The sequence below is a fragment of the Aquisalimonas sp. 2447 genome (assembly GCF_012044895.1).
Taxonomy (GTDB): domain Bacteria; phylum Pseudomonadota; class Gammaproteobacteria; order Nitrococcales; family Aquisalimonadaceae; genus Aquisalimonas.
The window spans coordinates 910565-923903 of sequence record NZ_CP050695.1 but is presented as its reverse complement, the minus strand read 5'-3'; the positions used below and the strand labels follow the sequence as shown (position 1 = coordinate 923903).

The 13339-nt window shown below is 59.9% G+C and carries 12 protein-coding genes; 6 read left to right on the top strand and 6 right to left on the bottom strand.

Annotated features, from left to right (window positions below):
• The first annotated feature begins 106 nt into the window (after window positions 1-106).
• From KU884_RS04235 to KU884_RS19230, 6 genes are all read left to right on the top strand, one after another.
• Entirely contained in the window at window positions 107-1990 is a 1884-nt protein-coding gene (locus KU884_RS04235; protein WP_167781446.1) for an AAA family ATPase, read from the top strand.
• A 286-nt stretch (window positions 1991-2276) separates the two neighbouring features.
• Window positions 2277-2765, top strand: a complete 489-nt coding sequence (locus KU884_RS04230) for a DUF2726 domain-containing protein (protein WP_167781445.1) — start codon at window positions 2277-2279, stop codon at window positions 2763-2765.
• Between the two features lie 79 nt (window positions 2766-2844).
• Window positions 2845-3051 carry a hypothetical protein gene (locus KU884_RS04225; RefSeq protein ID WP_167780922.1) on the top strand — a complete coding sequence of 69 codons (207 nt, stop codon included), beginning with the start codon at window positions 2845-2847 and terminating at the stop codon, window positions 3049-3051.
• Complete coding sequence (gene tnpB / locus KU884_RS04220; RefSeq protein WP_167780921.1) at window positions 3048-3404, top strand: IS66 family insertion sequence element accessory protein TnpB; 357 nt, start codon at window positions 3048-3050, stop codon at window positions 3402-3404. Before KU884_RS04225 ends, tnpB begins: the two co-directional genes overlap by 4 nt.
• 45 nt (window positions 3405-3449) lie before the next feature.
• Entirely contained in the window at window positions 3450-5054 is a 1605-nt protein-coding gene (locus tag KU884_RS04215; RefSeq protein WP_254432083.1) for an IS66 family transposase, read from the top strand.
• 187 nt (window positions 5055-5241) lie between these two features.
• Window positions 5242-5337 (top strand): hypothetical protein, encoded by a 96-nt coding sequence (locus KU884_RS19230; RefSeq protein WP_167781444.1) that lies wholly within the window; start codon window positions 5242-5244, stop codon window positions 5335-5337.
• 311 nt (window positions 5338-5648) lie between these two features.
• Here the strand turns inward: KU884_RS19230 and KU884_RS04205 are convergent, their stop codons facing one another.
• The 6 genes from KU884_RS04205 to KU884_RS04180 form a co-directional block, all read right to left on the bottom strand.
• Entirely contained in the window at window positions 5649-6551 is a 903-nt protein-coding gene (locus KU884_RS04205) for an amidohydrolase family protein (protein ID WP_167781443.1), read from the bottom strand.
• Window positions 6548-7231, bottom strand: coding sequence for a FadR/GntR family transcriptional regulator (locus tag KU884_RS04200; RefSeq protein ID WP_167781442.1), 684 nt, complete (start codon window positions 7229-7231; stop codon window positions 6548-6550). Before KU884_RS04200 ends, KU884_RS04205 begins: the two co-directional genes overlap by 4 nt.
• A gap of 61 nt (window positions 7232-7292) precedes the next feature.
• Entirely contained in the window at window positions 7293-8573 is a 1281-nt protein-coding gene (locus KU884_RS04195; RefSeq protein WP_167781441.1) for a TRAP transporter large permease, read from the bottom strand.
• Window positions 8570-9076, bottom strand: coding sequence for a TRAP transporter small permease (locus KU884_RS04190; protein WP_167781440.1), 507 nt, complete (start codon window positions 9074-9076; stop codon window positions 8570-8572). Before KU884_RS04190 ends, KU884_RS04195 begins: the two co-directional genes overlap by 4 nt.
• A gap of 77 nt (window positions 9077-9153) precedes the next feature.
• Window positions 9154-10143 carry a TRAP transporter substrate-binding protein gene (locus KU884_RS04185; RefSeq protein ID WP_167781439.1) on the bottom strand — a complete coding sequence of 330 codons (990 nt, stop codon included), beginning with the start codon at window positions 10141-10143 and terminating at the stop codon, window positions 9154-9156.
• Between the two features lie 64 nt (window positions 10144-10207).
• On the bottom strand, window positions 10208-13261 hold the full coding sequence (locus KU884_RS04180) for an FAD-binding and (Fe-S)-binding domain-containing protein (protein ID WP_167781438.1): 3054 nt from the start codon (window positions 13259-13261) through the stop codon (window positions 10208-10210).
• Between the last annotated feature and the right edge of the window lie 78 nt (window positions 13262-13339).

Below are 13339 nucleotides of genomic sequence, written 5' to 3'. Positions count from 1 at the left end.
TCCGTTGGGCGCCGGTTACGCTGGCCGTTAGGTCGAAGCCGAGCCATTGAGGTCTAGGCTATCTTACTGCCGCGAGCGGCGCCCAACTTTCTCATAAAGGTCAATTATGAAATTAATACAATTCCGCGTAACCAATTTCCGATCCATCGCTGACAGTGGTTGGATTGATGTCTCCGATGTAACCGCCCTGATTGGTGAAAACGAAGCTGGAAAAACAAATCTGTTACTGCCTCTTTGGAAATTTAACCCAACTGCATCCGGTAGAATTAATCTTCTTGATGACATGCCACGAAGTCGATACGCGGAAATGCGCAATGAGCCAAGTTCACATCGATTCATTTACTGCAAGTTTGAAATGGATGAATCCGATATTGAAGTTGCTAACAGCTACGGTATCGAAGCTAAAGTGGGAGCGACCATCATTGCTCGTCGAAATTTCGCGGGGCAGTACGGCTTCGAATTCCCTGATTTCCCAGACGTAGACCTTAAAAATACATTTAACCCAGAACTGGAAAAGCCGGCCGAAACTGAAGGGGAAGAGCCGAAGAAGGGGCCGAGCCTTTGGCAACGTTTCAAGGGTCGGTTGCCATATTTCGTATATTATTCAAATTATGGAAATCTAGACGATCAAATTTATTTACCACATGTTGTTGATAACATGGAACGCGATGATCTGGGGGCGCGAGAAGCTGCAAAGACTCGGACTCTTAAAGTGTTGTTTGACCTCGTGAGCCTGAGTGCTGACGAAATGTTAGAGCTAGCGCGTTCAACAGGTGTTGTAGAGAGAGTAAATCAAAAGGGAGAGAAGGTCGGAAGCGTTACAAACAAGACCGACGATGAGATAAAAGAAGACGACGCGAAACTTCGTGAGCGTTTGGCATTGTTGCAATCAGCATCATCTAAGCTGACGACAGCCTTCTCGGACTGGTGGAAACAAGGTAACTATCGGTTTCGGCTGGTTGCTGATGGAAACTACTTTCGAATCTTGGTCGCGGATGATCGCCGATCTGAGGAAATCGAACTTGAGAACAGGAGCGCTGGACTTCAATGGTTTCTGAGCTTCTTTCTAGTCTTTACCTATGAAAGCGAGGATGCACATGAAGAGGCAGTCGTTCTTCTTGATGAGCCAGGGCATTCGTTGCATCCACTCGCACAGCGAGATTTAACAGCGTTCTTCAACAATCTAGCCGAAACTAACCAGTTAATTTTTACAACGCACTCGCCATTTATGATCGACGCCGACCGTCTGGATCGGGTCCGAAAAGTATTCGTGGGAGATGATGGCTGCACAGAGGCGTCAAGTGATCTACGAGTCACGAGAGGAGCCAAAGGATTGAAAGAGAATGGGGCAACCTACGCGGTTCATTCTGCCTTGAACTTGACTGTTTCAGAAAGTTTGCTTCTAGGCTGCCAGCCAATCATCGTTGAAGGCCCATCAGATCAACATTACCTTACCGCGATCAAAAGTATTTTGATAGGCAAGGAAAAGATCGCACCCAAGTTCGAATTAGTTTTTCCCCCGTCCGGTGGCGCCAAAACCGCAAAGATTATCGCATCTATCTTGTCTGGAAGAGATGACGACCTGCCGAAGGTGTTGCTAGACAGTGACGCGGCTGGAAAGCAGACTATCAAATCCCTTCAAGGGGATCTCTATTCTAATGACAAGGACAAGATAATTGAAACTGACGCAGTGTTTTCCGACCTTAAAGGTACGGAAATCGAGGACCTCCTACCTACCAGTCTGATGATTCAAGTGCTCGACCGAATGGAGCGACGTGCCGAAGAAGAGTTTGAAGACGTGCATGATCCAAAGAAACCAATAGTTCCTCAAATAAAGAATTGGGCTGAAACAGAAGGCTTCGCCATGGAGGATGGGTGGAAGGTTAAGCTAGCTCTGGGCGTCAAAGATAAACTTCTAGCGAACACGAGCCGATACGTTGAGGATGACGATATAGAAAGGTGGAAAGCGCTTTTCGATAAGTTACTTTGACTTCTCACATATGGATGGGTTGTGCGCTAGGTGAAGGGGGTTGTCGAATGGAGCATTTCAGGCGGCACAATTGACCTTACATTGCGCTGCTGCCGGACAGGTTTTCCGCTTCGCTCCAAAAGCGCAGCATTACTGGGATCAAAGCGGACGCCCAAGGGCTGAGGCGTGGCCGGCGGCTTCGGGTCGATGTTGTCGCGCGGCGCCGATCCAGGAGATGTGATGGCTGACCAGGAATAAGGTCCTCGCCATATGCGAATGTGCTCGCTCGAACCGATAGGAGTTTCTCATGGCATCCATCGCTACGGTTGTCGTTCTGATCCTCATCCTGGTGACGACCGCGTTGTTGATGTCACGCCGGGCCTTGCGCACCGCCGACTTCCCGTACCGGAAGTGCACCGCGCTGTTTACGCCGGCGGAGCGGTCGTTCCTTGGTGTGCTCGACCAGGCGGCGGGACCGTCCTATCGGGTCTTCGGCAAAGTGCGACTCGCCGACGTCATCGAGGTTCACGGCGTATCCAACCGATCGAAGCACAGCAGCGCCTTCAACAAAATCTCGTCGAAACATGTCGACTTCGTGCTGTGCCGCGCAGACGATTTGTCGGTCGTGGGCGCCATCGAACTCGACGACGGCTCCCATCAGAGGAAGGCAAGCCGGCAGCGTGACCAGTTCGTCGAGCGTGCTTGCCAGGTGGCGGGAATTCCCCTGCTGCGGTTTCCGGCAAAACAGGCTTACACCGTCTCCCAAGTCCGCAGTCAGATCCTGGAAGCCCTGTAAGCGCTCCACGAACCCCATCTGTTGAGTCGATTCCAGTTCCGCGACACTGAGCCTTCCAGATTGATGGGAGGCTTGGAGCATGTGGTTATCCCCGGTACGCGCCCGCTGGCTGGGTCATTTGTATCACGCCCATGCCTTGGGGTTGTCGCTGAGTGAGTATGCGCGGCGCCAGGATGTCTCGCTCGCCGAGTTGATGGACTGGGAGCGCCGGCTGCATGAGGCCGGAGTTCCGGTTCCGGAGCGTCACCGTCCCGCACGGTTCGTGGCCGTGGAGGTGGTGGCATGATCCGGCCCGGGACGGATGTGGCGGTGTATCTGTGCCGCGAGCCCGTGGACATGCGCAAGTCGATTGACGGTTTGTCGCTGCTCGTCCAGGAGGTCATGGCGTGCGATCCGTTCACCGCGGCGGTGTTCGTGTTCTGCAACCGGGCGCGGGATAAGGTGAAGATCCTGTTCTGGGAGCGCAACGGCTTTGTGGTCTGGTACAAACGCCTCGAGCAGGAGCGGTTCAAGTGGCCGGCTTGCGGTGAGCGGGAGCGGCTCACGCTCTCGGGCCAGGAGCTCAACTGGTTGCTCGACGGCATCGACATCACCCGTATGCAGCCGCACAAAGCGTTGCATTTTCAGTCGGTTGGATGAAATTTTTGCTCGCCGCACCGGTGGCGTTTTGGTACAATTACCCACATGAAACGGGCCGATACCAACACGTTGCCATCCAGTTCCGATCTCCAGCGCGAGCTCGATGAGCAGCGCGCTCTGGTCGAACGCCTCCAGGCCCAACTCGCCGAGAAGGAGGCCGCGTGGGCGGCAGAGAAGCGCTCGCTGTTCGAGCAAATCCGGCTGCTGCTGGACAACCGCTTCGGCCCCTCCACCGAGAAGTACAGCATCAAGCAGCAGGACCTGTTCTTCGACGAGGCCGAGAGCCTGGTGGAAGAGCCCGCCGAGTCAGGTGAGACTGCCGAGGCGGAAGAGGAAAACCAGCCGGCCCCCAGTGGCGGCAAGCGTCGCCGGGGTGGGCGCGCCCCACTGCCGCCGGAGCTGCCTCGCGTGGACATCGTCCACGATCTCCCCGAGGACGAACAGCAGTGTGCCTGCGGCTGCGGTGCGCTCACCCGCATCGGCGAAGAGGTCACCGAGCAGCTCGACATCATCCCGGCCCAGATCCAGGTGCTGCGCCATGTGCGCATCAAGTACGCCTGCCGGGCCTGCGAGGACGGTGTCCAGATCGCCGATCTGCCGCCGCAGCCGCTGCCGAAGAGCAACGCGAGCCCCGGACTGCTTGCCTATATCGCCACCGCCAAGTACCAGGACGCGCTGCCGCTGTACCGCCAGGAGCAGGTCTTCAAACGACTGGGCCTGGAGCTGCCACGGAACACGCTCGCCCGCTGGATGGTGGACCTGGGTGCGTTGCTCGCGCCACTGGCCGAGCGCATGCGCGCCCATTTGCACAGTGCGGAGCTCATCCACATGGATGAGACCACCGTGCAGGTGAACACCGAGCCCGGGCGGGCCGCCTCCAGCACCTCGTACATGTGGGTCCAACGCGGCGGGCCGCCCGGAGCCGAGGTGGTGCTGTTCGACTACGATCCCAGCCGCTCGGGCCAGGTCCCGCGGCGCCTGCTGGATGACTATGGTGGTATCCTGCTCACCGACGGCTACGAGGGCTATGCCCAGGTCGTGCGCGATAATGCCATCACCCATGCCGGGTGCTGGGCGCATGCGCGCCGCAAGTTCAAAGAGGCCCAGAAGGTCCAGCCCAAGGGCAAGACCGGCAAGGCCGACCGGGCGCTGGCGTCCATCGGCAAGCTCTACCGGGTGGAGCGCGAAGCCCAGGGCCTGCCCGTTGAGAAGCGTGAACGCCTGCGCGCCACGCACAGCCGGCCGCTGATCGAGGATCTGCGCCAGTGGCTTGACCAGTCCCTGGAGAAGGTGCCGCCGAAGAGCGCCATCGGCAAGGCCGTGCACTACCTCAACAGCCAATGGCCCCGGCTCATCCGCTTCCTGGAGGATGGCCGCATCCCGCTGGACAACAACCCCGCGGAGAACGCCATTCGGCCGTTCGTGGTGGGGCGCAAAAACTGGCTGTTCAGTCAGACGCCGCGGGGTGCGCACGCCAGTGCCACGATCTACAGCGTCATCGAGACGGCCAAGATCAACGGCCTGGAGCCCTACGCGTACCTGCTCGAGGTGTTAAAGAACCTGCCGGGCGCGACAACCGGCGAGGCCATCGACCGACTGCTGCCGTGGCATCAGGACGAGAGCCTATACGCGCTCAAACCCGCTGAGTAGGTGGGGTTCGCGGAGCGCTTACGAAGCCCTTGAAGACCAACTGCCGCAGCCACAGGGAGCCACTTCCTCCAGGGTCGAGCCGGTCCTTGGCCTGGACGAGGAAGGCCTTCCTAGCGCCCTCCACGCTGGAGAGCCGCAGCCAAAGGGAGCCGATGCGCCACCACCGTGTCCGAAATGCTCCGCGGCGATGGAGCGCAAGACCATCCGAAAAGGGGCCAAGGCTGGCCATTCATTCTGGGGGTGCAGTGCGTATCCGACGTGCCGCGGCATTCGCCCCATTTAGACTGGCACCGAAACATGACTCCCCGTCACCTCGGTCGGCCAAGAGCGGACCGTCGCATCACTGCGAAAGCTCGGCGCTGTTCCGTATTCTCTTCCCACCCGCGTAATTCGTGAGACCGCGTGAGGCCCTGCTTCCACGGTGCCAGATGGTGCTGCTCGCGAGGTTACAGGAGGACGCAGCGATCAGGTCAGTGCTGAAGTGGCTTGATCGGCCCCGCTCATTGGCCATATGAGCCGTTGTCTGTCATCGGTTATTCAAGAATCCCCAGTGTGATCTGAGGCTCTGGAGTTAGACGCTTGAAGGCAGCCTCTTCACGGGTGGTTGAAACCGTAAAGCCTTCCAGGATTTCGAACGAGAATGTCGTGGCGGATCTCGATGTCTGAGATCCACTGATGGAACGCGTTGATCAGAGCACCGTCGTCGGGCACGGGCGTTGGCAGCTTTACGTGGGGCCAATCGGTCCCGAACACGAGCTGCTGCGGGTTGGCCGCCACCAAGGCATCAACTAGGCTCCTGACGTCATCGAAGGGTGGGTGGTCGTGGCCGCTGATTCGGTTGGGCCCCGACAGCTTCACCCAGGCCTGACCCTCTCGAACCATGGCAACCAGGTCCTGAAAAGCTGGTAACCGGTCCGTGTGGCGCGCAACCGGAAAGTGACCCATGTGATCCACGACAACCGGAACCGGAAGGCGCTCCGCCTTTTTCGCGAAGTCCGGGAGTCTTGAAAGATCGACGAAGCACTGCACGTGCCAGCCCAATGGCGCGATGCGTTCGCCGAGGTTGGCGAGGACGTCGAAGTCGACACCGCCTCCGAAAACCACGTTGACGCGAATTCCGCGGACACCTACCGCGTGCATCGCTTCGAGCTCCCGGTCCGTCACGGAATCGTCCACGACTACGACGCCGCGGAATACATCCTCGCCGCCAGGCCCCTTCTTCTCCAGGCATTCCAGCATGTTCCGATTGTCGGTCCCGTAGACACTGGGCTGGACGAGGACCCCTCGATCGAAACCAAGTGTCGCGAGGAGGTTCTCGTAATCGACGAGGGACGCCGGAGCCGGAGCGTACTCGCTTGTCGGGACCAGCGGTGTCCGGCCTGCTGGGTCGAAAACGTGTGCATGGCTATCGCACGAGCCCGACGGAAGCGGCGTATCCGGCTTGCTTGGCCGAGCGACAGGTGCGGGTGTCATGGGGATGTTGGTGTCGGTCGTCATTCCGCGGCCTCGATTCGGGATGATTCTGCTGGGCGTCGAAGACCCAGGCGTTTTTTCGCGTTGGAGAGGTGGACGTGCATGGCGGCTCGCGCCGCCTCCGGATTCCCCTCCTCGATGGCTTCAAAGATCGACTGGTGCTCGAGCTGGACGTTGTGCGTGAGCCGGCCTGTCCTGGCCGTGTTGGATCGCGCGATGACGATGGACTCAACGATTTGCTCCGCAAATAGCTCCAGAAGTTCGTGGAAGAACCGGTTCCCCGAAGCGGCGGCAATGGCATGATGGAAGTCAATGTCGTGCTGCGCGGCCGGCTGCCCGTGTTCCACCGCATCGTTGAGCCGGTTCAGCGATACCCGCATTGCGTCAAGATCCTCGAGGGAACGGTAGCGTGCTGCCAATGCGGCGGCTCCCGTTTCTACTTCCTCACGAATCTCGAACACGTAGCACAGTTCTGCCTTATCCAGCTGTCTGCCTGCCAAGGAGAACGCGGAACGGGCTGAGGTGGCGTCTGCCACGAAGGTGCCTGCGCCCTGGCGCGTATGGACAAGGCCTGCGCTCCGCAACTGTGCGATTGCCTCCCGCACGGCCGGCCGACTAACGGCAAACTGCTCTGCCAGCGCGCTCTCCGTTGGCAGTTTCGCTCCGGGAGCGAATTTCCCTTCCCGGATGTCGCGTTCAAGCACGCTGGCCAGTTCTGCAGGAAGACGTCGTCCTATTTCTCGAGCATGCATGCGTAACCCTCACTCAATCCCACAAGCCCGGTAGCCACAGGGTGACCCACGGCACGTATGCAACGATGGCGATGACCGCCAGGAGGACGAGGAGAAATGGCCAAAGGTGACGGGCGACGGTCTCGATACGCAACCCACTTATGGACGCTCCGACGAAGATGGAGTAGCCGAGAGGAGGGGTCACCATACCCACGGCGAAGTTAATGACCACCATCGCGCCGAGCTGGATCGGGTCGAGTCCGATTTGGGCGCCTACGGCCATGAGCACGCTGCTCAGTATGACCATCGCCGAGATGTTGTCCATCACGGCCCCAAGCAGAAGCAACATAATGTTCAGAAGCAGCAGAAGAAGGAGCGGATTGTCCGTGATGGCGAGCATGCTGGCAGCCAGTTGAGCGGGAATCTGCTCGTTCGCGATGACCCACGCGAAGGCATACGCAGTCGCGATGATGAACATGATCATGGCACTTGTGCGCAGGGAGCGAAGCAGAATCCCGGGGAGTTCCCGCCACCCGATCTCTCGGTAGATGAACACACCCACGATGAAACTGTACAGCGCGCCAACCATAGCCGCCTCGGTCGGCGTAAACACGCCGCCGTAAATGCCCCCGAGAATGACGATGGGAGCAAGGAGTGCCCAAACACCCTGCCGCAGCGCGAGGGCGATATCGCCAACCGTGGCGCGTTCTACACGAGGCACCCCATGGACTCGTGCATAGATGTAGCTGACGACCAGAAAACCGCTTGCCGCGATCAAGCCCGGAACGACGCCGGCAAGGAAAAGTCTGGCGATGGATTCTTCCGAAAGAACTCCCCAGATAATCATGGGAATCGAGGGAGGAATCATCTGTCCCAGTGGTCCAACGGCCGTTGCGAGCGCTGCTGCATAGCCCCGTTCATAGCCGCGTTTCTCCAATTCGTCGGTCATGACGGAGCCGATCGCCGCGGTCGTTGCCGGAGCCGAACCCGAGATCGCCCCGAAGAATGTGCCCGCACCAACGGTTGCCATGCTCAGCCCGCCGGACAGATGCCCGATGATGGTCGATGCGATCTTGACGAGCCGTCGTGAAAGCCCACCGGAACTCATTAGGTCTCCGGCCAGGATGAACCCCGGGATCGCGAGCAGGCTGTTGACGTTGGTTCCAGCGACCAGGCGCTGGCCCAGGATGAGCGGATTCGTATCTGTCAGGAAGAGGCCTGTCAGTGCGAGTATCCCCAGAGTAAAAGCAATCGGCATTCCGATCGCGAGAAGCAATAGCAGGCCGACGACCATCACGATGGCCACCATGCTCATAGCGACGTCTCCACGTTCGCGTCGGGGCGGTGCCAGGCCGGCCTCGAGAGTCGAGCGGCCACATGAAGGAGCATTAGAGCTCCCGCTACTGGGACAGCGGCGTTACGGATCCAGAGTGGGTAGCGGATGGCCGGCGAAACCTGGCGTTGCGTGAACTCGGCAAACTCCCAGCCGTACCAGAACATGGCGAGCGCGAATCCGCCGATACCAACGAGCAGGAGGCGCTCAAGCCAGATGGCTGCGTTGTTGGGGAGGGCGTCACGCAACAGCGTGACCCGCACGTGGAAATCCTCACGCACGCCGAGACTGGCGGTTAGGAAAACTGTCCATGTGAAAGTTAGCAGCGCGACCTCTTCCGGCCAGGAGAGCGAGGCCTGCATGACGTAACGAAAGAAGATTCCGACGAGAAGCGTGATCACCATGGTGATGCCCGTTATGCAGGCGACCACAGCGGTGACGTTGGCGCTCCAGCGGCTGATGGCTTCCAGGCCACGGCGCAGCATGTCAGGATCTCTCCTTTGCACGGCGGCGGACTACAAACTCCCACGGCCCCGGCGCACCGAAGCCGTGGGGAGCATGATCACTCGGAGACCTGTTCCAGTGCCATATCGAGCAGGTCACCGCCGATTGCATCGCGGTATTCGTCGTAGACACCCTCGACCAGAGCGCGGAAGGCTTCGACGTCATCGATTTCGTTGATTTCCATGCCCGCATCTTCGATGTTCTGGGCGATTTGATCGTTATTTTCCGCCACTGTCTGGCGCTGGCGTTCAATGGCGCTTCGTGCGGCGGTCTGCATCGCTTCCTGATGCTCTTCGCTCAACCCGTCATAGGTCTGTTTGGAGACGAGCAGCCCGAGCGCGTTGTAGCTGTGGCTGGTGAGTGAGAGATAGTCCGTCACGTCCGGGTAGTTGTTGGCATAGATCACAGCAAGCGGGATCTCGAGCCCATCAACGGTTCCCTGCTGTACCGCGGTAAAGACATCGCTCCACGCCATGGGCACCGGGTTTGCGCCGATGGCCCGGAAGCTGTCGATGAAGAGATCGCTGGGTTGTACCCGCATGCGCAGCCCGCTGATGTCGTCCGGGCTATATATCGGGCCACGATTGTTAATCGTGTGCCGGAAGCCGGCCTCGGCAAACCCCAGGCCCACGATGCCTTCGGGCTCGAGGCTGGCAAGCATCGTCTCGCCGACTTCACCGTCCAGAACACGCTGTGCCTGGGCGTTGTCCTCATAGAGGAACGGCAGATCGTTCAACTGAAAGGCAGAGGAGACGGTTGCAATCTGGGTGCCGGTAATGACCCCAGCATCGAGTGTTCCGAGTTGCATGCCTTGCAGCATTTCGGATTCGTCTCCGAGTTCATTGCTCGGGAAGTAGCGCACATCGAATGCGCCCGGGGCTTCGTTCTCCAGTTCTTCGGCAAAATAGCGTGCGGCAATGGCGTAGGGATCCGTTTCGCTGTCAGACGTCGTCCATCCCAGCCGCAGCGTGGTCTGCGCATTCGCGGCCGTTGCTGCAAGCAGAGCGGCTGCAGTGGCGCTGGCAAGAATTGATGTTGTGAACCGCATGATTGAGCCTCCTCACTTTCGATTATGTCATCGTATTTTGAACGGCCACGGTCCGGCGGCTACTTCAGCCGCTGGCCGCATGGTCCCTGGCATTTCGCTTATTCGCGGCGGGAGCGCGCCCCGCGTTCTCCTTGAAAGCATCGGCGAGGGCAACCGCCGGGTGGCGTGGTCGTATGCCCCCGAATCGTTCGGTTTGAGATCGGCAGGAAAAGCCTGTGGCCAGAATCCGGTCTGGGTGTTGCTGGTTGACGGTTGGCGCCCAACTGGCGTTGTAGAGCGCGTGTGAGCGCTCGTAGTGTTCGCTCTGGTGACCGTACGCGCCGGCCATGCCGCAGCAGCCGCTGTTCACGGTTTGCATCGGAAGCCCTGCCTGCTGGAAGGCCTCCGCCCAAAGGTTGCCCACGGCGGGCACTGCCGTTTTCTCCGTGCAGTGGAGGAACAGGTGATAAGGGCTGTCGCTGAGGGCGGTGGTGGTCGGCGCCGACGCTGCACTGTGCCGGGCGAGCCACTCCGGTAAGAGCCAGATGGGCAGAGGGCGTTTGCCGGTGGTTACCCCGCGGCACTCGTCCCGCAGGAATAACCCGACACTGGCTTCGATGGCCACCACGGGGCGGTGAGTCTCCAGCACCGATTCCAGCGCGCTGACCAGTTTCCCGGCAGTCCCTCGGAATCCGTCCATGAAACCGTGGACGTGCAGGGCCTTCCCCGACGGCCGATAGGGGAGCACCACAGGCTCATACCCGTTGGCCTCCACGAGGCGGCACACCGCAGGCAGTGTCTCGTTTTCGTAGTAGGCAGTGAAGGCATCCGGTAGCAGCGCAACGCAACTCCCGGAGGATGCGAGTCGTGCTTTGGCCTGTTGCCAGGACCTGGCTACCTGATAGCCGTGCTGCTTCGCGACGACAAGTCCCCCGGGCGAAGCCGGCGCAGGAGCATCGCTGATTCCGAAGGCCTTCAGACAGCGCTGTACACCTCTGTTGCGCAGCATGACCCGACCGAGCGCCGGCGCACGACCAAGCCAAGGGGCAGCGAGCTCCGTCCCTGCGAGAGCATAGTCGCGCAACGGCCGCCGGTAGACGCGATGATAGGCCTCCAGGAAACGCGATCGCATCTCCGGGATATCGACATGGACCGGACACTGGGTTGCGCAGGCCTTGCACCCCAGGCAACCCGACATGGCATCGAACACTTCATGCGAGAAATCTTCCTGGTGCGATGCGCGTCGACGGCGCGGGCGGCGAGAGGGGATTGCCGACGGGGTCAGGTCGTTGTCGGCGAGTTGCTTGAGCCACTCGCGCAGGAGCGTCGCACGGCCTTTCGGGGAGTGGACCCGGTCGCGTGTCACCTTGTAGCTGGGGCAGATCGTGTTCGCAAAGGACCAATCGAAACACACCCCGTTCCCGTTGCAGGCGATGGCGTCGTTCCACGCCAATCGCGTGGTTCCGCCGATGCGGGCATCACGTTCCCCGCGAAGCGGTGCCTGGTCGATCTCAATGACCCCTTGGGCTCCGGCGATGGGGTCGACGATTTTGCCCGGGTTCATTCTGTTGTTGGGGTCAAACGCGGCTTTGATCCGACCGAGCACGGGATAGAGGGATTCCCCGAAGAATTCCCGAGTGTACTCGCCCCGGAACCCCTTGCCGTGTTCGCCCCACAGCAGCCCGCGGTAACGCTTTACCAGGGCGACAACCTCGTCACTGATGCTGCGGACCAGCCGGGCATCGTCCGGGGAAGCCATGTCCAGGGCGGGACGGACGTGCAGGCAACCCACGTCCACGTGTCCGAACATCGCGTAGTCGACGCCATGATCATCCAGCAACGCACAAAATTCGCGGATGTAGTCTGCGAGATGCTCCGGCGGGACAACCGTGTCCTCGACGAAAGGGATCGGTTTGCGAGTGTCGCTGGTGCGACCAAGCATGCCCACACTGCGCGAGCGAATATTCCACAGCTCTGCCATCTGCACCGGGTCACGTGTAATGGAGTGACTGCTTCCGCGCTCGCGCAATCTCTCCGCGAGTTCCTGTAGGCGGGTTTCCAGCTCGCCGCTGGTGCTGGCACTGATCTCGACAAAGTTCGTTGTCACAGCGTGGTTGTCGGCATCGTCGGCCTGCATGGCATCGGCCACCAGATGCCAGCCCTCGTCTCGCTTTGCCAGCCCATAAAGCCGATGATCGAGTGTCTCGATCGCTGTGGGATCCGATTCAAGAAGCCACTGGGCATCGCGCAATGCCTCATCGAAATTGTGGTACCGAATTACAACGACCGCCTTGTGCTGTGGCCTGTGCTCGAGGCGAACCGTGATCGAGCGCACGAGCCCCAACGTTCCTTCTGCTCCGGTAACAAGACGGGCGAGGTCAATAGAGCCATCGTGCCCGAGGGCTTCCCGTAGGTTGTAACCCGTCAGAGACCGGCTGAGTTTCGGGAACTGGGTGCGAATGCCGGTCTCTGCGCCTTGCAGAATGTTCCTTACCTCGCGAGCAAGGGCGAGGCTCGCGTTGTCTGGGCTGGTATCGAGTTCCTCGGCGCTGTAGCGACGACAGGTGATCTGGCGGCCATCGGGTAGCAGCAATTCCAGGGATTCGATGTAGTCGCCAGTGCGCCCGTAGACGCGAGACCCTTTTCCACAGGCGTCAGTGCCGACCATGCCGCCGATGGTGACGCGGGTGGCGGTTGAAGTAGAGGGAGGAAAGAACAGGTCAGCGTCTTCCAGTGCACTGTTGAGCTGTGCGAGGACCACCCCGGGCTCAACGGTGGCTCTGAGACGCTCTAGCTCGATCGAAAGAATCCGATTTGTATGACGACTTGTGTCAATGACGACGTGCTCGGTCAGTGATTGGCCATTGGTGCCGGTGCCGCCGCCGCGGGGTGAAAACCGTATGGTGTGGTGTTCAGGTCTCGCTGCCACCGCAGCGATGCGGTCAAGATCGTCGCCGTCCCGAGGGAAGACCACGAGCGCAGGCATGATCTGGTAGATGCTGTTGTCGGTGGCCGCAAGAAGGCGTGACGAGACCTCGGTTGAGATCTCACCGGTGAATGCCTCCTCCCGGAGCGCATCGGCAAACACCCGCGCAGCGCTGCGGTTTTCGCTCTTCGGTGTTGTCGGGGGTAGGATCACGGAGCCACCGGTTCAGGTCGTGCCAGTCACTGTTATTTGTCAGACAACATAGCAGACCTTCGTCCGCAAGCAACAGTG